The 17,302-nt window shown below is 65.2% G+C and carries 20 protein-coding genes; 7 read left to right on the forward strand and 13 right to left on the reverse strand.

All coding sequences use genetic code 11. The annotated features are described in order from the left end of the window. Window positions 1-245 precede the first annotated feature (245 nt). Window positions 246-1,745, forward strand: coding sequence for an APC family permease (locus tag AC3ZJJ_RS05420; RefSeq protein ID WP_489894269.1), 1,500 nt, complete (start codon window positions 246-248; stop codon window positions 1,743-1,745). Between the two features lie 118 nt (window positions 1,746-1,863). Here AC3ZJJ_RS05420 and AC3ZJJ_RS05425 read toward each other — a convergent pair whose 3' ends face one another. Both AC3ZJJ_RS05425 and AC3ZJJ_RS05430 read right to left on the reverse strand, forming a co-directional pair. Next, a complete protein-coding gene (locus AC3ZJJ_RS05425; RefSeq protein WP_489894271.1) occupies window positions 1,864-2,211 on the reverse strand; it encodes a hypothetical protein in 348 nt (115 codons plus the stop codon). Between the two features lie 125 nt (window positions 2,212-2,336). Next, the gene (locus AC3ZJJ_RS05430; RefSeq protein ID WP_489894273.1) at window positions 2,337-2,810 is read right to left on the reverse strand and encodes an AAA family ATPase; all 474 of its coding nucleotides are present in this window, start codon (window positions 2,808-2,810) and stop codon (window positions 2,337-2,339) included. A 288-nt stretch (window positions 2,811-3,098) separates the two neighbouring features. Between AC3ZJJ_RS05430 and AC3ZJJ_RS05435 the strand changes: the two genes are divergently transcribed. Further along, window positions 3,099-3,221, forward strand: coding sequence for a hypothetical protein (locus tag AC3ZJJ_RS05435; protein ID WP_489894275.1), 123 nt, complete (start codon window positions 3,099-3,101; stop codon window positions 3,219-3,221). A gap of 78 nt (window positions 3,222-3,299) precedes the next feature. Here the strand turns inward: AC3ZJJ_RS05435 and AC3ZJJ_RS05440 are convergent, their stop codons facing one another. Beyond that, window positions 3,300-3,542, reverse strand: a complete 243-nt coding sequence (locus tag AC3ZJJ_RS05440) for a hypothetical protein (RefSeq protein ID WP_489894277.1) — start codon at window positions 3,540-3,542, stop codon at window positions 3,300-3,302. Between the two features lie 367 nt (window positions 3,543-3,909). On the opposite strand from AC3ZJJ_RS05440, the gene AC3ZJJ_RS05445 reads away from it, so the two are divergent. Both AC3ZJJ_RS05445 and AC3ZJJ_RS05450 read left to right on the forward strand, forming a co-directional pair. Continuing rightward, on the forward strand, window positions 3,910-5,148 hold the full coding sequence (locus AC3ZJJ_RS05445) for a glutaminase (protein ID WP_489894279.1): 1,239 nt from the start codon (window positions 3,910-3,912) through the stop codon (window positions 5,146-5,148). Window positions 5,149-5,283: 135 nt separating this feature from the next. Next, on the forward strand, window positions 5,284-5,697 hold the full coding sequence (locus AC3ZJJ_RS05450) for a hypothetical protein (protein ID WP_489894281.1): 414 nt from the start codon (window positions 5,284-5,286) through the stop codon (window positions 5,695-5,697). A 350-nt stretch (window positions 5,698-6,047) separates the two neighbouring features. On the opposite strand, the gene AC3ZJJ_RS05455 is transcribed toward AC3ZJJ_RS05450, so the two are convergent. From AC3ZJJ_RS05455 to AC3ZJJ_RS05475, 5 genes are all read right to left on the reverse strand, one after another. Beyond that, window positions 6,048-6,602 carry a hypothetical protein gene (locus AC3ZJJ_RS05455; RefSeq protein WP_489894283.1) on the reverse strand — a complete coding sequence of 185 codons (555 nt, stop codon included), beginning with the start codon at window positions 6,600-6,602 and terminating at the stop codon, window positions 6,048-6,050. 87 nt (window positions 6,603-6,689) lie between these two features. Next, window positions 6,690-7,886, reverse strand: a complete 1,197-nt coding sequence (locus AC3ZJJ_RS05460; RefSeq protein WP_489894285.1) for an ArsB/NhaD family transporter — start codon at window positions 7,884-7,886, stop codon at window positions 6,690-6,692. Between the two features lie 69 nt (window positions 7,887-7,955). Next, complete coding sequence (locus AC3ZJJ_RS05465; RefSeq protein WP_489894287.1) at window positions 7,956-8,480, reverse strand: pyridoxine/pyridoxamine 5'-phosphate oxidase; 525 nt, start codon at window positions 8,478-8,480, stop codon at window positions 7,956-7,958. Between the two features lie 243 nt (window positions 8,481-8,723). After that, window positions 8,724-9,272, reverse strand: a complete 549-nt coding sequence (locus tag AC3ZJJ_RS05470) for a GNAT family N-acetyltransferase (RefSeq protein WP_489894289.1) — start codon at window positions 9,270-9,272, stop codon at window positions 8,724-8,726. A gap of 89 nt (window positions 9,273-9,361) precedes the next feature. Beyond that, entirely contained in the window at window positions 9,362-9,961 is a 600-nt protein-coding gene (locus AC3ZJJ_RS05475) for a hypothetical protein (RefSeq protein WP_489894291.1), read from the reverse strand. Window positions 9,962-10,403: 442 nt separating this feature from the next. Between AC3ZJJ_RS05475 and AC3ZJJ_RS05480 the strand changes: the two genes are divergently transcribed. Continuing rightward, complete coding sequence (locus tag AC3ZJJ_RS05480) at window positions 10,404-10,757, forward strand: transglycosylase family protein (protein ID WP_489894293.1); 354 nt, start codon at window positions 10,404-10,406, stop codon at window positions 10,755-10,757. 1,077 nt (window positions 10,758-11,834) lie between these two features. On the opposite strand, the gene AC3ZJJ_RS05485 is transcribed toward AC3ZJJ_RS05480, so the two are convergent. Next, entirely contained in the window at window positions 11,835-12,197 is a 363-nt protein-coding gene (locus AC3ZJJ_RS05485) for an iron chaperone (protein ID WP_489894295.1), read from the reverse strand. Between the two features lie 262 nt (window positions 12,198-12,459). Here AC3ZJJ_RS05485 and AC3ZJJ_RS05490 point away from each other — a divergent pair, with 262 nt between their 5' ends. Then, window positions 12,460-12,768 carry a hypothetical protein gene (locus AC3ZJJ_RS05490; RefSeq protein WP_489894297.1) on the forward strand — a complete coding sequence of 103 codons (309 nt, stop codon included), beginning with the start codon at window positions 12,460-12,462 and terminating at the stop codon, window positions 12,766-12,768. A gap of 142 nt (window positions 12,769-12,910) precedes the next feature. Here AC3ZJJ_RS05490 and AC3ZJJ_RS05495 read toward each other — a convergent pair whose 3' ends face one another. Both AC3ZJJ_RS05495 and AC3ZJJ_RS05500 read right to left on the reverse strand, forming a co-directional pair. Then, the gene (locus AC3ZJJ_RS05495) at window positions 12,911-13,243 is read right to left on the reverse strand and encodes a hypothetical protein (protein WP_489894299.1); all 333 of its coding nucleotides are present in this window, start codon (window positions 13,241-13,243) and stop codon (window positions 12,911-12,913) included. Window positions 13,244-13,379: 136 nt separating this feature from the next. Then, window positions 13,380-13,904, reverse strand: coding sequence for a tetratricopeptide repeat protein (locus AC3ZJJ_RS05500; protein ID WP_489894300.1), 525 nt, complete (start codon window positions 13,902-13,904; stop codon window positions 13,380-13,382). Between the two features lie 451 nt (window positions 13,905-14,355). Here AC3ZJJ_RS05500 and AC3ZJJ_RS05505 point away from each other — a divergent pair, with 451 nt between their 5' ends. After that, window positions 14,356-14,757 (forward strand): phosphotransferase, encoded by a 402-nt coding sequence (locus AC3ZJJ_RS05505; RefSeq protein WP_489894302.1) that lies wholly within the window; start codon window positions 14,356-14,358, stop codon window positions 14,755-14,757. A 29-nt stretch (window positions 14,758-14,786) separates the two neighbouring features. Here the strand turns inward: AC3ZJJ_RS05505 and AC3ZJJ_RS05510 are convergent, their stop codons facing one another. Then, window positions 14,787-15,179 (reverse strand): nuclear transport factor 2 family protein, encoded by a 393-nt coding sequence (locus AC3ZJJ_RS05510; protein ID WP_489894304.1) that lies wholly within the window; start codon window positions 15,177-15,179, stop codon window positions 14,787-14,789. 634 nt (window positions 15,180-15,813) lie between these two features. Continuing rightward, on the reverse strand, window positions 15,814-17,085 hold the full coding sequence (locus tag AC3ZJJ_RS05515; RefSeq protein ID WP_489894306.1) for a 4-hydroxybenzoate 3-monooxygenase: 1,272 nt from the start codon (window positions 17,083-17,085) through the stop codon (window positions 15,814-15,816). Window positions 17,086-17,302 lie beyond the last annotated feature (217 nt).

The following is a 17,302-nucleotide window of genomic DNA, read 5'->3' on the forward strand; positions in this document are numbered from 1 at the left end:
GGACCTCGCTTCTGGAGTGAACGCGGGCAACTGCGCCGCACTTCGGCATGGGTCACAACGGTACGCGGGGATACGACGGCGGCCGGTGAGGGCCACGCCAGCCTGTGTGCCTCGGCGCCGGGGCGGGAGGGCGTCGCACGGGTGTTGCCAAATTGTGGCTTGGGGACCAAGGTGAGGTAGGGCGCCTCCATGACGGGGGCCAACTGCAGTTCTCAGGATTCGTGTATCCGCTGTGGAGGTCAGCCATGAGCACCACGTCCGACGAAGTCTCCGACGCCACTCCCGAGGGCGGGGAACCCGAGCTGAAGCGGGTCCTCGGGCCCAAACTCCTGTTACTTTTCATCGTCGGTGACATCCTCGGCGCCGGCGTCTACGCGGTGACCGGGACGATGGCCGGCACCGTCGGCGGCATAGTCTGGCTGCCTTTCCTGCTCGCCTTCGTCGTCGCTACCCTGACGGCCTTCTCCTATCTGGAACTGGTGACCCAGTACCCCCAGGCGGCCGGCGCGGCACTCTATACGCACAAGGCGTTCGGGATTCATTTCGTCACCTTTCTGGTCGCGTTCGCCGTCGTCTGTTCAGGCATCACCAGTGCCTCGACATCCGCGAACGTCCTCGCCCAAAACTTCTTCGGTGGCCTGGAGATCAACGGCTGGATGGACATGCCCGAACGCGGTGTTGTCACCGCGGTCGCACTCGGCTTTATGCTCCTGCTGGCGGTGATCAACCTGCGCGGCGTGGGCGAGAGCGTGAAGTTCAACGTTGTGCTGACCTTGGTCGAGCTGATCGCCCTGTGCATCGTCATCGGGGTCGGCTTCTACGCGATGGCGCAGGGAACCGGCAACCTGGAGGAGATCGTCGTCTTCAACGACTCGCAGGACAAGGGGTTGTTCTTGGCGGTCACCGCGGCGACCTCCATAGCCTTTTTTGCGATGGTCGGCTTCGAGGACTCGGTGAACATGGTTGAGGAGACCAAGGATCCGGAAAGGATCTTCCCGCGGACGATGCTGACCGGACTCGGCATCGCGGTGTTGCTGTACATGCTGGTTGCGGTCTCCGTGGTCAGCGTGCTTTCGCCCACCGAGCTTCAGGGGATCAGGGAAGCGGAGGGCGCCGCCCTCCTGGAGGTCGTTCACAAGGGCTCCCCGGACTTCCCGATCGACAAGATCTTCCCGTTCCTCGCGGTCTTCGCGGTGGCCAACACCGCACTGATCAACATGCTGATGGCGAGCCGCCTGATCTATGGCATGGCCCGCCAGGACGTGCTGCCCCGCCCGTTGGGGAAGGTGCTGCCGGGGCGGCGGACGCCGTGGGCCGGCATCGCGTTCTCCACCGTCCTCGCGCTGGGACTGATCTGGTACGTCAGCAGCGACCCGGACAGCAACATCGTCGCCAACCTGTCCGGCACGACGGCGTTCCTGCTGCTGTGCGTATTCACCTTGGTGAACGTGGTCTGCGTTGTGCTTCGCCGCAAGAGGGATCCCCACCGCAAGGTGTTTTTCACGTCGCCGGGACAACTGCCGCTGGTGGCGGCACTGTTGTGCGCCTTCCTCGCCGGACCGTGGGTGGGCCGGGATCCCGTCCAATACCAGGTGGCCGGGGGCCTGATGGCCATCGGTGTTCTCCTGTGGTTCGTCACGTGGCTGATAACCAGGAAGACCAATGCCGGCCCGGGTACACCCGGACGGCGGAAGGACTCGAGGGACGGTCAGGTCACGCCGCGGCCGCCGGATAGCCGGGCGTGACCGTTGGACCGGGGGGAGCGCTCGGGCGCACGGCGCCTCCAGCCCGCGCCCGCCACGCACTCGACAATGGCGCCCGTCCTACGCGCACGTGCCGGGTCAGGCTGGGCCGGCCGCGGCTCTAGTTCGTCGCGGTCGTGGCGGACTCCGGCGCGTTCCGTTGGGCGGGGATGGGCGTGACCGCGCCGGGCGTCAGGTACGTGCTACTGGCGCCGGAGTCCAAGGTCGCCTCGATGACCGGCTGCGGGATGGAATCCACGATGAAGTCGAGCGCGGACGCGGCACGGTATGCGGCGATGACGCCGAGGACGAAGGCGGTGAGGCTCACGAGTACCGCGATCAGCACGATGAAGCCTCCGCCGTTCCGGGTGTAGATGGCGGCCGCGAACAGGCCGATCGGCCCGGCGACGGCCCACATCGCAATCGCGAGAAGGAGCATGCCGGCGAGAGGTTTGGGTCGTTCAGTCATTCGTTATCCCCCTGGAGATGTCGAGTCCGAGCCCTCAGGCTATCCCGCGGCGCCGACAAGTGGGGGTGGCTCGTCGGGGTCCCGAGTCGGCTCCATGTCCCGGAGCTCGGCTCGGCGCACGGAGACTAGCGGGGAAGCGGACTCCTGGGCGGACGGGTCGGGGCCGTGAGACGCGCGATCACGTCGGCGAGTTCCGGGACCGCGCGGCGCGCGTCGAGTTCCAGGGTCGCGCCGGCGCGGAGCTGGGGTTCGATGTCTCGGACATGGTTCCGGATCCTCGTCTGCTCGACCTCGGAATGGCCGTAGGGGTTGTTGTTCCTGGTCCTCACGCGGTCGATGAGCACATCGATTGGGGCGCTGAGGAGGACGATGTGATCGAACCGGTCGTAGAACCGGCCCTGGTTGGCGACCGTGCCGGAGACAACGACGTCGGGCGCACCGGCGAGCAGGGCGGACATCCGGGCGCGGTCCCATCCGTCGTCGGACGTGGTCCATCCGTCGTAGTCGGTGTCGACGGTCTGGTACCCGCGTCGAGCAAGCTCGTCCAAGAGGGTGGACTTCCCTGCGCCAGACATTCCGGTGATAAGGACGCGTGCCATGCCCGCGACGCTACCCGCTTTCGGTTTGGTCTCGCCACGGCGGTCGGAACAAGGGCCCTTGAACGTCCGTTGGACCGCCCCTCGGTGGGGACACGTGGATGGGCCGGAGGATGTCGCCTGGCGACGGATCATTCCGGGTGAGTAACGACCGGTGTGGTGGATCCTTAAACGCCCAACCTTGGGTTCCACTGGAGTGTGTGGGCGTGCGCCCACACACCGGGGATCAATCGGGAAAACGGAGGGCCGGCATGGCGGCAGTGGTCGTGAAACGTCGGAGGGGTTGCTGACATGAACGAGCTGAGAACATTGGTCCGTCTGGCCGTCATCGGAGTCTTGACCGTAGTGATCGGTCTGGTGGTCGTGGCCGGACTGCTGGCCGTGCTTTCGGGATCGGTCGCCCTCTTTCTGTGAGGCGACGGCCCGGCGGTGTTGTGAGCGCCGCAGCGCCGACAGGGAAGGGCCGAACCGAGGACCATGCGCCGGCGTCGGTCAGTCTTCTCCGCGCTGGCGTCGCCGGGCGGGCGCCCGCCGGTACTGGCGCTCGTGCTCCCAGGCCACCAGTCCGGCGATCGGCGCGCTGACCAAGGCAAAGGCAAGGATCGTCAAGTCGCCCAGCGTCTGCAGCATGTATATTCCGAACGTCAGCACCCCGACGGCGTAGAGCACCATGCAGACGGTGAAGATCCGTCCGGGGCCCAGGTAGTTCGGTTGTCGGCCCCTTTCCCGAGGCATTTCGGCTCCAACCCTAGAGGGTTGCGCGTGGCGCCGTTCGTTGGCCGGACGATGAAGCGTTTTGACAATGTGCATGCTTGTTCACCCAAATCTGCGTCGGCTGATACTTCATGGCACAAGCTAGACACGGCCGAATAGCACCCACTTAGCACAAACCTGTGCCTTTGCTGTGATCCCTTGATCCCTTGATCCCTTGATCCCTTGGTCCCTTGATCCCTTGGCGCGTGCAGGGGAGCAGCGGGGAACCGTTCTCAATTCTTGGTTCGGCTAGGCTGTCAATGCCCGATCTAGCGCGCTGGTCGCCGCGTGTCCGGACACAGTAGGACCCGCCGTATGGAGTCCGGGCCGAATCGAAGGAGAGTCCGCCATGAAGTCGCCGGTTCCCGATTACCTCCTTGAAGTGGTCGACGCCGTCCGAGGAGCCGACGGCGGGGCCGTCGCGGACTACATTCCCCAACTCGCCGAGGCATCCGAAGAAACGCTCGCCATCGCGCTGACCACCGTGAACGGGCACACGCATGCGGCAGGCGACGCGAACGTGGAGTTCTCGATCCAGTCGATCTCGAAGCCGTTCGCCTACGCGGCGGCAATCATGGACCGTGGACTGGAGCGGGTCCTGCGGACGGTTGGAGTCGAGCCCTCCGGCGAGGCCTTCAACGAGCTTTCGCTCGAGACCGGCACCCACCGGCCGAAGAACCCGATGATCAACGCCGGTGCGATCGCGACCCATCAACTGCTGGTGGGGGAGGAGGCCGACGAGGACGCGCGCGTGGAGCGGGTCCTGGACTTCTTCTCGCGTCTCGCGGGCCGTGCCCTCGCAGTGGACCGCGCGGTCTACGAGTCGGAAATGGCCACGGCTGACAGGAACTTCGCGATCGCTCACATGCTGCGAACGTACGGCGTCATCTCGGGCGGCGCGCACGACGTCGTGGACGGCTACACCCGCCAATGCTCCATCATGGTGACGGCGACCGACCTGTCGGTGATGGCCGCCACCCTCGCTTGCGGGGGCGTGCAACCGGTGACCGGGGAGCGCGTGGTCGATGCCGCGACGGCCCGCCACACGTTGGCGGTGATGGCGGGATCGGGCATGTACGACGCCGCGGGCAGCTGGCTGACCACCGTCGGCATCCCCGCGAAGAGCGGCGTTGCCGGCGGGCTGATCGGCGCCCTTCCCGGGCAGGTCGGCATCGGCGCGGTGTCGCCACGGCTCGACTCCCATGGCAACAGCGTGCGCGGCGTCAAGATGTTCGAGCGCCTCTCGCGGGACATGGGCATGCACCTGATGCAGCCCTCGCGGGGCCGATCAACTCCCGTGCGGGACGTGCGCCTCGAGGGAGACCGGACCGTCTACGAGCTTCAGGGAGCCGTGGATTTCACCGACGCGGAAGTGGTCGTCGAGCAACTCTCCAACGACGTCGGTGCCGGCAGGGTGGTCCTCGACACCACGCGGGTGGACCACTTCACCGACGTCGGGCGCCGTGTGGTGCTCGAGGGACTGCGCCGCGTGCGCCTCGATGGTCGTCCGGTCTCCCTTGTGGACCCCGCCGGGACCCTGCCCGATCCCGACCTTGGCGACGGCAGCTACCCCGAGACCCGGGCCTGAGTCAGCCCGCGGAGGGTGGCTCGCTCACGTCGAAGAGGGCACGCTGGTGGACGTCAAAAATTGGCGCCGCCTCGATCGACAGCGTGTCCATCCGCCCTCTGGTTGGAGCGTCGGTCGGGCCGATACACTCTGCGGATGCGGATCCGACCGATCGATCTCGTGGATGTCCTCGTCTATCTCGTCGTTCTCGGCGTCTTTATCCAACTCTTCCCGGCCGTCATTTCGGAGACGTTCTTGTTGGCGCTACTGACGGCCGTCCTGCTCAAGGTGGTCCTGGAGATCGTGCTCTGGGTCAAGAAGGGGGTAGCGGATCGCATCCGGACGGGGGAGACCTTTGCGATCCGGGCCGTGAGCGTCGTCGCGCTGGTGCTTGTGCTCCCAGGGAGCAAGCTGCTGGTGCTGGAACTGGTCGCGATTGTCTTCGGCGAATCCGTCCAGCTCGGTGGTTTCCTCCCGGTGACCGCCTTGATCATCATTCTTATGCTTTCGCGCGGCGGTATGCGGCGACTGTTGGCGCGGGGCGAGGAGACAGCCGCTCCTGCCGCATAGGCGGCCCTGAGCGGACCACTGGACGCACCGGCTGGAGCTCGGCGTGTCCATCCTTATGGGCACACTGGCAGCGCCAACGGCCCCTCACGCCGGAGCGAGACTTCGCTGCCGATCACTTCGGTTGAAGCCGGGCGCAGCATCCGGTCCCTTGTTCCGATTCCGGCACCGGCCCCCTGCGCGTCGCCGACAGCGCCGCCGCACGTTCTGGTGAGGATGCCAAGCACTGCGCAGGGGCTGGCCGGAGGGCGGGCGCCGCTGGGGTCCACGTCTGCCGCCGGACTCCGCGTACTCCTTGGGCAGCGGCCTCCCCTCGGGTTGCTCCGCTGGCATGGTTCCCGGAACGGCTGGTGCTACGGCCTGGACCCGGGGTCCCGTGGATGGCGAGGCGGGTGGTGAGGTGGCGTCGGACCTGGTCCATGCGCTCGGGGAGGGGGCACATGCTTGTGTAGGTGCGGCAGCCGCGGCGGGCCGCCAAGGGGATGAGGATGAGGGGGCTCCTGCGCGGCTACCCCAGACACCGGGCGTGCGCCCGGCGAAGGCTCTTCGGCGAGGGCTGAGGGGTCGCCTTCCATGTCGGAGGCGCCAACCGCGAGCCCGTAGTAGTCGTAGAGTTCCCGCTCCTGGGCCTCCGTGATGGTGCCGAGCTCGCTGTCGATGCGGGGTCCGTTTTTTACCGCGTCCTTGACGTAGGCGAGCCTGATCACGGATTCCTCGAGTATCGCCCCGGCCAGCGGCGCGAAAGACTCGGACATGCCGAACAAGCCCGTTCGCACGGTGACGAAGACCGGCTCGCCGGAGTCGCCGCCGGTGAAGATTTGCTCCACGGAGCCGATTTTCTCGCCTACCGTGTCCACAACGATGCCTCCGTTGAGAATGATTTGGTCGATGTCCTGCAGGCTGAGCATGTGCCGTGCCCTTCTCCCGGGGCGCCGGGGATCCGGGCCGCTGCTCTCTATTCTGGCCCGATTGTCCCCAACCCGCTGCCGGACACCTCACGGACCGGTGGCCACCAGGGCGGCCACCGAGGCAATCACCGTCAGGGGCGCGACGACGAGGCCGAAGAGGGCGTAGCCCCTCCACGTAATGAGGACATTCATTCGGGTGAGCCGATCGTGCCAGAGCAGCGTGGCAAGTGACGCCCAAGGTGTGATCAGCGGACCGGCATTGACACCTATCAGCAACGCGGCCAGGCGTCGCGGCGTCTCGGCCAAGGGTTCGGCCAACAGGTAGGCGGGCACGTTGTTCGTAAGATTCGAACCGACCGCGCCGACCGCCGCCAGCCGCAGGAGGTCCGCGGGGGTCTGACCTTGTCCCGCAAGCTGGTCCAAGCCTGCGGGCGCGCCGAGATGGCGTGCGGTTTCCATGACCAGAAAGAGGCCGGAGGCGAACAGCAACAGCGGCCACGGGACCAACCACGGCTTGAGCGCTCGTGGAAGCCGGAGGGCGAACAACAGTGCCAAGAGGAGCGCGGCCGCCAGCGCGGGAATCCAGACGGGGATCCCGGACACCAGCGCCGGCAGCAGCAGGACGAGCACGATAGAGCTGCCGGCGAGCAGTACACGATCGGAGTTCGGAGTCGGCGACGTGCCGGTCGTTGGGTTGGTTCGGATCGGGGCGACCGGTATTCGCGGATAGCGCTTGCGTAGGTCGCGGCGGAAGACCACGGCGACGAAGCCCAGCGGTACGAGTATGGCGGCGAGGGACGCGCCCCACATCAGGGCCGCGAATGCGGCCGGGCTGATGCCACCCAAGCTGTGCTGGGCCAAGAGGTTCGTCAGGTTGGAAATGGGCAAGAGCAGGCTCGCGGTGTTCGCCAGCCACACCGTCGTCAGCGCGAAGGGCAGCACCGGCAGGCCAGCCTGACGGGTCACGATGACGACTATCGGTGTCAACAGGACCGCAGTGGTGTCCAGGGACAGGAAAATGGTGCAGAGTGCAGCGAAAACCGCCAGGAACATCCACAGAACGACGCTGCGCCCGCGGCCCCAATGCCGGAACCTGCGGGCAGCCCAGAGAAAAACGCCGGCCACGCTGGCCAGCTCGGTCACGACCGTCATCGCGGCAGCGAACATCAGGATGGGAGCGACGCGGCCGATCAGCGCCGCAAGTTCGGCTTGCGGCAAGGTGCCCGTTGCCACCGCCCCCACGCCGGCGACGAGCAGGACCGCCCCAATGATTGCTAGACGCATGGACGGATTGTATGCCCGACGTGCGGCCGGCCCACCAATCCTGGCCGCGATTGGGGTGAGGGGACTTCGTCAGCCCCGGGGTCGATAGGTATGTCTTATGTGCTTGCGGTCATGGCGTCCCTGCCAAAACTCGATCTCCTGCGGTGACACGGCATACAGTTGCCAGTCGGGATTGTCCTGGCCATCGTGCGCAGGTCTGCCGCGCCAATCGGCTGCGGAGGCTTCCGAGGACAGCTCAACGACATTCCCGACGACCCGAACCTGGCGTCCCTGTTGCGCCCAGAAGAAGTTCAAGGCGGCTCGCGGGTTGGCGGCCAACTCTGCTCCCTTGCGGGAGACTCGTGATGTGGCGATATGCCAGCCCTCGGCATCGATGTCCTTGAGAAGGACCATCCTGGACGACGGCTGTCCTTGCGAGCCGACGGTCGCGAGGCTGCAGGCGTGCGGCTGCCTCACCCCGGCGGCCGCCGCCTCCTTGATCCAGGTGCGGAACAGGGAGGCGGGGTCCTCCGGCGCGGTCGCGGCGTCGAATTCCGGAAGACTATCGGGAAAGTCCGGGAGTCGGCGCAAGAAATCACGAAAGGATTCACTCATTCGCCTAACCTACATGCGCCCGCTTCCGGTTGGCCAAGGGATAGGACGACGGCGCCGCGCGGAGGCAACGGCTGCCGTGGCATCTGCGGGATGAGTAGCGTCATTGCCCTCCTTCGCGTTGGCGCAACCCCGCCAATCGTGGTTCCTGCGGTTGCATCGGGGAATCCGTTCCTCGCGCGCTCGCCGTGTGACCGTCCCGAACCTTGGTTCGCTACCCACCGCGGCGGAAGTCCGCAGCAGTTTCTACCAAGGCAATCCGCGAAGATCAACGATGCCCTGGGGCCAAGCCTCGACTGGCCGGGTGCCGGAACAGACCAGGGTTGGGCCGTCACTCTCAACGACGGTCTTGGCATCGCCGGGAGAGACGTCCCGGATAACAGCTTCGATGAGGCTGAAGCCGCACGACTGGTAGAAGGGCACGACCTCTGGCCGGCAGCCAAGCAGGCCGAAGTCGGCTCGCGCTGAACTTTGCATGGCGCCCTGAAGAGAGGCGATCACTTGGCGGCCGATGCCTTGGCCGCGGGCAGGGGCCGCGGTGACGACCCCGCCGATGCCCAACACAACGACCTCGCCGGTTCCCACACCCACGAAGCGACGTTCCGCAGCGGCGTACCCGACCAGGTCGCCGTCGACCCGGGCTAAGGAGTGCAATTCGCCGCTGGCGTACCCGTAGCCGTCCTTCGGATTCCACGGACCGTGGACGTGGGCGTATTCGCTGTCGAAGAGCCGGGCCATGTCCGCGTAATCATTGTCGGTGAGCTGGGTTGTCCAGCGCAGTTCCAGGGATGTCATTCGCCCACAGTAACAATGGGCTCCATGTCCCTGGATCGGTTGCCATTGGGCCGACCGGCCGCCGACCGCACTCGATGTGCAGCGCGCCGTTAGGACGGTTGATTCTGGCCACGATCCACGATCCGCCGGGCGCCGCCAGACATCTCGGCGCCCGGCGAGTGCGTTGTGTCGGCGGAATGCAAGGTGGAGATCTGCCGCTTGACCTGCTCGAGTTCATCCTTGAGCGTGTCAACGGTGGCACGGAATCTTTCGAAGTCCGCTTTTCGACGCTTGCCCAAGGCGTGGCTGATGGCGGCGGCAAGTATGGCAAGCGGGAACGACACCAGCAGCGCCCAGCCGGACACGGCGAGGAAATCGAGCGCAACGGGAAGCGCCTGCTTGAAAGCCAAGAATTCATTCACGCTGCCGACCACCCCGTTGAGCGCGACGTCCAGGGGGCCCAGAAACTGTCCCACCACTGGTGTCCCCGCCAGCGACGGAGCACTCAGCGGGGGCTCTCCGCCCGCGGACCAGCGAGGGTCACGGAAATGGTGCAGGACGTAGACCCCGGCGCTTGCGTTGAGGGCAGCGAAAAGCAGAACGGAACCCAGCGCGGTCCAGTGAAGTCCGCGCGGGCGCCAGAGGCCGGCCGCGAATGTGAAGATGGCCACCGCGGCGCAAGACCAGATGCGGAGCTCGTCGCGGCTCATGCCGCCCAACAGGTCCAAGGAATTTCCCGCCCCCAGTCGCAATGCTTGTTCCAGACCCGAGCGACCCTATACCAGTCACGGCCCTCGCGCGTCCGATCGTGCGCCGGCAGGTTGCCGAGACTGCCCATGCGTTCACGCAAGTGCGCTTCGTCAGCCGGGTCGGGGGCCTACGCGAGGGTAGCAGCGCGGTTCAACTACACTCGCTCGAAGACCTGATGGTTCGCCCGGCACACACCGGAGGCGGACGTCCTATGCGGGTACCGCTCGTAATGGGTCTACACCACGCCCGGCTCCGGGGCGCCGCCGAACGCGGCAAACAGCTGCGCCGATGTCAGGGCTGAACCGGCCCATGTCCCGTGCGCGCCAAGAGCAATGTGACGGCAGCAACCGTTGACTGCTGCCGTCGCGCCGTCCCTGTCCCCGACATCGAGGAGCACCACCCATGCGGAAAACCATCGCCAGACTCTTGACCATCACCGCCGTTCTGACGCTCGCCCTCGGCATCGCCGGCGGCTCGGGACTCGCCACAGCCCCGTCCGCGGAAGCCGCGCGAGCCACCGCAACCCAGTGGAACAAGATCGCCAAGTGCGAGTCCGGGGGCCGCTGGTCCATCAACACCGGCAACGGACACTACGGAGGTCTTCAGTTCAACCTGCGAACCTGGAAAGCCTACGGAGGGAAGGGCTACCCGCACCGCGCGTCGAAGGCCACCCAAATCAAGATCGCCAAGAAGGTACTCGCCAAACAGGGTTGGGGAGCCTGGCCCACCTGCTCCCGCAAACTCGGCTACCGCTAACCGGAGCCGTTGGGCTCCAACTTGTGGGACACGTAGATTACCTCTGAATATTCCCGCCCGTTGGAAACGTAGCGAACCAAGAGCTGGTGCGCACCTGCTGGCTGGGCGCGGTCTTGGATCTCGGCCATCACGGCGACGCCCGCCTACTGGCCGGGCTAGATGACGAACCCGTCTGCCTGGGGGAGAGGCCCTCGACGAGGTCCGCGTTTTTCTTGTCGCGTTTGGCCATCGCGGCGGACCAAAGGTAGAGCATGAGGTCGCCGTCCTTCAGCGTCCAGGCGCACGCTTCCCTTACCTCGAGGTTCCGGGCCCCTGCCAGTTCGACGGCGAGGATCTCCGCTGGATTGTTGGTCCGGTGTAGACCGCCTCTCCGAAGCCGGGTCGCGTCATGTCCCGCCCACTTGTGCGGGCACCTCTCGGTAGGTGGCCACGGCGGTGGTTCGGCAGAACCTGGCGATCGGCTCCCCGGACGAGTGGCGGGGAACGTCTAGCCGGATGTTGGTGCTGCCTGTGTGAGCGGATGAAGCCGAGCTTGGAAGCGTCAGAAGTTGTTTTCCTTGGGAGCTGACGCCGACGCATAGGTCGCGGCAGGTCCGGCTCCGACGTCGTCTACGACCTTGCGATCCGGCGCGGCGCGCAATTGCGCGCAGGCTGTAGACCACCGCCGCCAGGGCGACGACCCGCGCGGCAAGGTCCATCATTGAGAACCCGCCGAAGGGTCCACGTGCCGCGGCGAGGAGCGCGAGGACGCCTGCGATGATCCACAGGCCGAGGCCGGGCAGGAGTGCGCGGGCGGCAGGCGATGCTCGTTCGGTCATTCGTTCCCCTGGCTGGTGCGTTTTGAGACGCCTCAGAGTATTCAGGCCCTGCGGCCTCGGGCAATGGTTAGGAGACGGTGTGATTGGGTCTGCCAAGTCGGCACCGCCCTGCGGGTGAGTGCGCAACGCGTAGTCTTAGTCGGCCGAGGTGACGTGCTGGCGACCAATATCTGGGCCTGCAGTGCACGATTTGCGTGGCTGCGCCGATCAGGTTGGCCATTGCTGCGACCACGATGCCGGAACATAGGACGCCCGCGGCTTATTGCCTGTTGGCGTCAATTTCGCGCATGTGCACGCGAACAAGGTCCTCGACAAGGCGGCTGGGCAAGGTCTTGTCCAACGTAAATCGAATCGCGTGTTCGGTGGTCTTGTAGTCCTTGAGCTGGTCCTTCAGCTCCTCGATCGCCCATGAGGAGGGGTAGAAGCTCAGATGCCTCTTGGATGCGGTGAGATAGACCAGCGCCCGGTTCCTATATTTTAGCGTCGGCATCCCATAGCTCATCGTCTCCTCGGCGTCCGGGACGAGCTGCGTTACGAGGGCGCGGATCCGTTCGAGTTCGGCTCGGTAGGCGGGGTCGAGCGCACTGAGATACTCTTCGACACTCTTCGCTTTTTCACCCATGGCACGAGGCTAGCGCAGTCCTCTGTTGACTCGGGATTTGAGCCTACAACGACCGCCGTCGACTGGTATCTTGCTTCGGTTCCTGTGGAAAGGATTGCACACTGGATTAGCGCGGTCCGGTTGCTGGGCAGCGTCATCCGTGAGGTGTCAGGGGAGGGCCGTATCGCGTTGTGCCGTCCCGCGATGAGGAGTGTCGAGTTGGGAAAGCGAGACAGCGCTAGTCTTTGCTCACCCTTGAGTGTCACGCCGATGGGAGCAAGCTATGCGAGACTACGAGAAATTCGTTTCGGACCTGCGACGGATGACCTCCGAGGACGGAGACCTCGAAACCGACGGTTTTGATCCCCTCAGCAGAGTCTCGATCGTTGGCCGCGACGGGCGGCGCTTCGTCTTCGACGCCGGCTTGGCGGAGATACTTGAGGCAGTGCAGCGCACCGACTCGAGCGGCCTCTTCGACTCACTCGACGGACCGCTGAGGCTGTTCTCTGTCCACATAATGGAGGCGCTTGAGCTGGCACCCGATGGAGCCACCAGGTTGGAACTCCGTGAATACGGTGTGGTGGCCACGTAACCCTTGTGCCACAATAGCCACGCCGCAGCCGACTCCATCCCCCTACCGTGCGATCTCGGCACCTAGACGCGCCCGGCGTCCTCCCCTTACGGCGAAGGCATGTCGGGCACCGTCCGGACATCCGTCGTCAGGTGATTATTGCCTAGATAGCGCATTTCAAGGACAACCCCGACGGCAAGTCCAGCGGGCTGAACATGGCGAGCACGACGGGCGTCATCGGGAAGTGGGGGCGGTACGCCATGCGGGAGCGGCTGCCGCCCTCGCTGGAGAGGATCTGACCGTCTGCCGGCCTGTACGACGTCCTGAATCCATCCGTCGAAAGCTCAAATGTGCCCTCGGGCGTCCGGGCACGCACATCGTAGACAGGCTTCACACCGTGACCGGCCTCGTGGACCGTCGCCACAACCATGTTTCCGTTTTTGGCCACACGCATTGCACCAATGAAGTCGACCAGGTGAATCAAGCCGTTTTCCATGCGCGTCTCCCTTGGCTGTTTCCCCTAACGCACCGGCAGGGTCGAGGGTGTCTTGCGGATCTCCGGTGAGTCGAGATCGGGGCCAGTGAGGTTGGGCCGCTCTTGGATGGTCGCTCGAAAGGCAGGCCATCGAGACTTAAGCAGGCCGGCCTTTCACCGTGGTCTCCTCCGGCTTGACCGTCCCGGGGAGCTCCTCGGCATACGCCGCAAGGGATCGTCTGTAAACATGCAGGGTAGGTATGAGGGCATTCAGGGCCGTCCGCAGCGCGTCCCCGAAGCGGCCCTCGTCGTAAAGAGCGAGTGCGAGAAAAGCTTGGCGTGGCGCTTCGTCGGCGCCTGCCGCCGGCATTGATTCGAGCATAGAGACCGCTTCCGCCGAGGCGCCAACGTTGCGCAGCGTGCTTGCCAGCTGAATCATCACGCGGGTCGCGCGTTCCCCCTCGAGCCCCGCCGCGATCGCGTCACGGTACAACCGGATGGCTTCCTCTTCGAGTCCGAGAGAATCGTGCACTCCGCCCAACTCAAAGAGTGCGGCCGCGTCGCCTTCCGGACGTTCCGCAACGAGTGCCTGCATCTTCTGAATCGAGCCCCCCGGATCCGATTCATCGAACTCTTGCTCGTAGAAGCGGTCAATCTTCCGATCCCATGTCGCGTCCGTCATCCTCTCAGCATGGCATGCGTTCAGCCACGAGGTGTCCAAACGAAGTTTTGTCCCGCACAAACACGGGGCGAAGTGGCGGGCGTGGGAGGCTGGCAGCATGAGCGGGAGATTGGACGGTGGATTCGACGGCGGCGCCCACCTGATCGACGGAACGGTGCGCCGGGTTTCCGGCTCCTGATCGCCGGCCGTGAACGCGCTCTTGCACCATCTGGAGTCAGTGGGATTCGCCGGTGCGCCCCGGTCCCTCGGTACCGACGCGCAGGGCCGCGAGGTCCTAGGTTTTCTCGATGGCATAACGATCGGCGGCGCCCGCCCCTGGCCACGGTGGGTCCACAGCGTTGAAGCGCTCCAAGTTGTGGGTGACTGGCTCCGGCGCTATCACCGCTCGGTCACCGACTTCGTACCCCCGGCAGGGGCGCGGTGGCGCGAGGGCAAAGCATGGGAACCGGGAATGATCGTCGGGCACAACGACGCGGCACCCTACAACGCGGTCTGGAACACGGATGGGCTGGTGGGCTTCGTTGACTGGGACATGGCCGGCCCAACCACGCGCGCCGAGGACCTGGCCTGGGTCGCATTCTCCTGGGTGCCGCTCCACGCCCGGCGTCTCGTCTTGGAAGAAGGGTTCCGAGCCTTTGGAGAGCGTCGGGACCGTCTGGCCATTTTCCTCGGCGCCTACGGATGGGACGGAACGACCAACGACGTCCTCGAACTCGTTCGGCAACGCGTTCAGAGCCAACTGGACGTCATCAGCAAGGTGGCCGCCAACGGTGACAAAACGTACCAGAGCATGTTGGCGCACGGAGTCGACCGCAACCTTCAAGCCGCTTTAGGGGACCTGAATACGGTCTGAGGAATCGCCATCAGTCGCTCTCAAGACTTTCAGTTGAGAACTTTCCCGGCGGCATCCATTAGCGGGCCGGCATGCCCAGCAAGTAGTAGCCACCGATCACTTTCGTTCACCCAGACCTGGGTCATCGGCATGCGAAATGTTCTCCGGTGGTTTTGAATCGAGACGTCGTCCGTCACTACACAGGTAAGAACCGCGGTTCGATCTATAACGCTGATCTCCGGCTGATGCAGCTCTTGCCCGTGCCAGCTGGTGGAGCCTCCTGTATTGGAGCGGAGATAGGCATCCCGGTTGAAATGTTCCCACTTGTGAGAGATCCAGCTGAATGCTGGATGTAGGAGGTTCCGCAGCCCCTCGGCGTCTCCGCTTCCCATAGCCTGGGCTCGCGCTTGCGCTGCCTTCAACACTTCTCTTTCGACTGTCACCCACCGAGCTTGGCATCAGAACGCGGAATAACTCAACGGCGTCGTTCTGACCGCAACGATCAATCCCTCGCGCCGCCCAACGTCTCGCATCCGACTCACGGTTCCATCCGCCCGCATCAACGTCGTGTTCCACACGCAACCCCGGCCCGCACCGGGGGTCGAAGGGCCCCGCCGGCACTGGTTTCCGGCGTTGCCCGGCATTGGTCCATTCCGGCTGTGTAACGGGCGGAGTGGTTGCTTCATGATTATCTTGGACCGGCTGTTTTGGTTTGCGGGAAGACCGCGGAGAAGTTCGCCGGGGCCGGTGCGACGTTCAACCATGTTGCCCTACCCGAATTACCCCTGGCCGTAGTGCAGTCCCATCCATGGCGAACAAATCAGTTCACCATGGTCGTGATCCTGTTCGGTCGGCGCTGCGCCGGTATCCAGCCCCTCCACTCTTGGCGGCTTTGCTGTTCGCTGGTCTGTATCGGTGGACATGGCATCTCCTACGGTATATCCGCTGTGGAACTGTTGTTTGAATCCGGTGGTGGCCGGTGGCGGTGAGGGCGGCCCCATTCGCCACCGGAGAACGGTGTGGGAAGTGAGCTGCCCTCCTGGCGCGACGGGTTGGTTTGAGGGGTTGTGGGATCGGTCACGAGGGCAGCACGGCTATCGAGTCGAGGAATGGACGCTGCTCGCCCTCAGTAGTTTTCCGGTGCGCCTGGGTGCGGGTTTCGGGCCAGCCCGTGTAGGACTCCGCGAAATAGGAGGCGCCGCGCTCGGACCCTGTGATTGCCTTGAATTCGCCGAACCGGCGCTTCTGGTTGAAGGGATTTTCCCCCGGCTGGGTGTGCATGAGATTGGTGGCCCAGTAGGAGAAGTTCTGTGCCTTCCACACGCGCTCCAGTGCCGTGGCGGAGTACCCGGCCAGCCCGGAGTCGTTGCCGGTGCGGAAGTATTCGATGAGTGCCGGGGCGAGCACGCGGACGTCGCAGAAGGCGAGGTTGAGACCCTTGGCCCCGGTTGGGGGCACCGTGTGCCCGGCGTCCCCCACGAGGAAAAGGTTGCCGTGGCGCAGCGGCTCGCACACGTAGGAGCGGAACTTCAGCACGGTCTTCTCGAAGATCGGCCCGCGCACGAGCCGGAACCCGTCCGGGCCGTCGACCCGGCGCTGCAGCTCGGCCCAGATCCGCTCCTCGTCCCAGTCGTCGACGTTCTCCTCGGGGTCGCACTGGAAGTACATCCGCTGCACGTTCGCGCTGCGCTGGGAGATCAGAGCGAAGCCGTGTTCGGAGTTGGAGTAGATCAACTCCGGCGCGCTGGGCGGGGCCTCGGTGAGGATGCCGAACCAGGCGAAGGGATACTCGATGAAGTTGTCGGTGCGCTCCTCTTGGGGGATAGCCCATTTGCTGATGCCCTGCGAGCCGTCGGCGCCGACGAGGATTTCGCAGCGGATCTCGAAGTCCTCGCCCGCCGCGTCGGTGAAGCGGATCTTCGGCGTACCGGTCGTCAGGTCGAGGACCTCGGTGTCGCTGACGGACCAGCGGACGTCACCGCCGTCGCGCTCCCGGGCCGCGGCCAGGTCCCAGAACACCTCGTTCTGCGGGTAGAGCCAGACGGATTCGCCGACGAGCTTCTTGAAGTCGATGCGGTGGCTTTCGCCCTGGACGCGCAGGATGGCGCCCTCGTGTTCGTGCCCCTCGGTCAGGACCCGCCCGGCGACGCCGGAGTCGGTGAGCATCCGGACGGTGTCGGCCTCGAGGATGCCCGCCCGGTGTGTGTGGTGGATGGTGTCCCTGTCGCGCTTCTCGACGACGATGCTGTCGATGCCCGCGCGGTGGAGGAGGTGCGCAAGCATCAGCCCGGCTGGGCCGCCGCCGACGATGCCGACCGGGGTGGTGAGAACGGTGCGCTCTGCGCTCATGGAGTACTCCTGCTGGTGTGGATAAGGTTGCGTCCAGTGTCGGGACACATCTGTGACGACCGCCACCCAACTTCCATTCAATGGGTATAGTTGCCAGGGATTCCCCGCTCAGGGGACCGGAGCACCTGAGTGTGAAAGCGTTCGGGAGCAGCTCCGGGGATGCTCGGCACGAGGCGGCCGTGGACCCTTGGTGGGGCGCGTCGACCTCCGTTATGGC

This window comes from Arthrobacter sp. AOP29-A2-19 (genome assembly GCF_058138025.1).

Bases quoted from the DNA above. Each gene is read 5' to 3' on its own strand.
- AC3ZJJ_RS05420 (WP_489894269.1), top strand. From the start codon at position 246: ATGAGCACCACGTCCGACGAAGTCTCCGACGCCACTCCCGAGGGCGGG.
- AC3ZJJ_RS05425 (WP_489894271.1), bottom strand. From the start codon at position 2,211: ATGACTGAACGACCCAAACCTCTCGCCGGCATGCTCCTTCTCGCGATT.
- AC3ZJJ_RS05430 (WP_489894273.1), bottom strand. From the start codon at position 2,810: ATGGCACGCGTCCTTATCACCGGAATGTCTGGCGCAGGGAAGTCCACC.
- AC3ZJJ_RS05435 (WP_489894275.1), top strand. From the start codon at position 3,099: ATGAACGAGCTGAGAACATTGGTCCGTCTGGCCGTCATCGGAGTCTTG.
- AC3ZJJ_RS05440 (WP_489894277.1), bottom strand. From the start codon at position 3,542: ATGCCTCGGGAAAGGGGCCGACAACCGAACTACCTGGGCCCCGGACGG.
- AC3ZJJ_RS05445 (WP_489894279.1), top strand. From the start codon at position 3,910: ATGAAGTCGCCGGTTCCCGATTACCTCCTTGAAGTGGTCGACGCCGTC.
- AC3ZJJ_RS05450 (WP_489894281.1), top strand. From the start codon at position 5,284: ATGCGGATCCGACCGATCGATCTCGTGGATGTCCTCGTCTATCTCGTC.
- AC3ZJJ_RS05455 (WP_489894283.1), bottom strand. From the start codon at position 6,602: ATGCTCAGCCTGCAGGACATCGACCAAATCATTCTCAACGGAGGCATC.
- AC3ZJJ_RS05460 (WP_489894285.1), bottom strand. From the start codon at position 7,886: ATGCGTCTAGCAATCATTGGGGCGGTCCTGCTCGTCGCCGGCGTGGGG.
- AC3ZJJ_RS05465 (WP_489894287.1), bottom strand. From the start codon at position 8,480: ATGAGTGAATCCTTTCGTGATTTCTTGCGCCGACTCCCGGACTTTCCC.
- AC3ZJJ_RS05470 (WP_489894289.1), bottom strand. From the start codon at position 9,272: ATGACATCCCTGGAACTGCGCTGGACAACCCAGCTCACCGACAATGAT.
- AC3ZJJ_RS05475 (WP_489894291.1), bottom strand. From the start codon at position 9,961: ATGAGCCGCGACGAGCTCCGCATCTGGTCTTGCGCCGCGGTGGCCATC.
- AC3ZJJ_RS05480 (WP_489894293.1), top strand. From the start codon at position 10,404: ATGCGGAAAACCATCGCCAGACTCTTGACCATCACCGCCGTTCTGACG.
- AC3ZJJ_RS05485 (WP_489894295.1), bottom strand. From the start codon at position 12,197: ATGGGTGAAAAAGCGAAGAGTGTCGAAGAGTATCTCAGTGCGCTCGAC.
- AC3ZJJ_RS05490 (WP_489894297.1), top strand. From the start codon at position 12,460: ATGCGAGACTACGAGAAATTCGTTTCGGACCTGCGACGGATGACCTCC.
- AC3ZJJ_RS05495 (WP_489894299.1), bottom strand. From the start codon at position 13,243: ATGGAAAACGGCTTGATTCACCTGGTCGACTTCATTGGTGCAATGCGT.
- AC3ZJJ_RS05500 (WP_489894300.1), bottom strand. From the start codon at position 13,904: ATGACGGACGCGACATGGGATCGGAAGATTGACCGCTTCTACGAGCAA.
- AC3ZJJ_RS05505 (WP_489894302.1), top strand. From the start codon at position 14,356: ATGATCGTCGGGCACAACGACGCGGCACCCTACAACGCGGTCTGGAAC.
- AC3ZJJ_RS05515 (WP_489894306.1), bottom strand. From the start codon at position 17,085: ATGAGCGCAGAGCGCACCGTTCTCACCACCCCGGTCGGCATCGTCGGC.